Annotated in this window: 1 protein-coding gene; it reads right to left on the reverse strand. The window is 55.8% G+C overall.

The annotated features are described in order from the left end of the window. Positions 1-16 precede the first annotated feature (16 nt). Entirely contained in the window at positions 17-1,006 is a 990-nt protein-coding gene (locus CVV68_RS22990) for an IS3 family transposase (protein ID WP_306415724.1), read from the reverse strand. Between the last annotated feature and the right edge of the window lie 109 nt (positions 1,007-1,115).

Genomic DNA, 1,115 nt, shown 5'->3' on the forward strand with positions numbered 1-1,115 from the left:
TGAACCGTCCCGGAAATTATGCCGCCAGTTTTCTGGCAGCTTCATCGGGTAACGAGCCGCTTATTTCATCGTAGTAGAGTTCCTCGAATTCCACTGGAGCACGGTACCCCAGGGTCGAATGTAACCTTTCGTTGTTGTACCAATGAACCCAGTCCACCACGAGTTCCACCACATCAGATTCAGCCCTCAAAGGCCCGGCTCTGAATGGTGATTCCTTGGCCACGGCCTCGTTCTTGAACAAGCCCATCACCGTTTCGGCGGCAGCATTGTCGTACGCATCCCCGATCGTGCCGATCGAGGGCACCAGTCCTTCCATGGCCAGTGTTTGCGTGTACCTCTGAGAGGTGTATTCCGAGCCGGCGTCGCTGTGGTGGACGGTGCCGAGCACAGGCCTCACCTGTGGGTGTCGTTCATTGCGGCGCTGCCAGAGAGCCAGCTGGAGAGCCTCCTCCACAAACGCGGTGTCATGCGATGTGGAGGACGCCCACGACAAGATTCTGCGGGAGAACAAATCGATCACGAAGGACACATAAGCAAACCCGCCACGAATCGGAACATACGTAAAATCCGTGACCCAAACCTTGTTCGGGGCATCGGTAGAGAAGTTCCTGTTCAACAGGTCCTTGGCCCGAATTTTGTCCTTGGAACGGATCGTCGTAGTCGTCCTGCGCCCCCGCACCAGACCCTTCATTCCAGCTACACGCATCAGCCGATCCACGGTGTGCTTGGAGATCTCGGGAAACCCGTTACGCTGCAGCCAGATACGCATTTTCCGTCGGCCATAGAGCACTTCAGGCTTCAGCTTGAGCGTCTTCTGATCAGGCTTGTGCAGGTCATAGAGTTTGTTGAGGATTAGCGCGTCGGTAACAACGCGCGGTGCGGGCTCATCGGCTTTCCAGCTGCGATACGTGCGGGCAGAGACCTTCACGCCCTGAATATTCAGGGCCTGGCAGATCTGCTGGACTGCGTAGCCACGTTCGCGTTGCTGATCGATGAACTCTGTAATTAGTGACGGCGAGGGTCCAGCTCCCTCGCGAAGAAAATCGCTGACTGTTTCAGGATTTCATTCGCTTCTTCAAGGTCCTTGACCTTGGATTTGAGTGCTTTGATCTCGG

Origin of the sequence: Arthrobacter livingstonensis, assembly GCF_003219815.1 — a bacterium.
GTDB lineage: Bacteria > Actinomycetota > Actinomycetes > Actinomycetales > Micrococcaceae > Specibacter > Specibacter livingstonensis.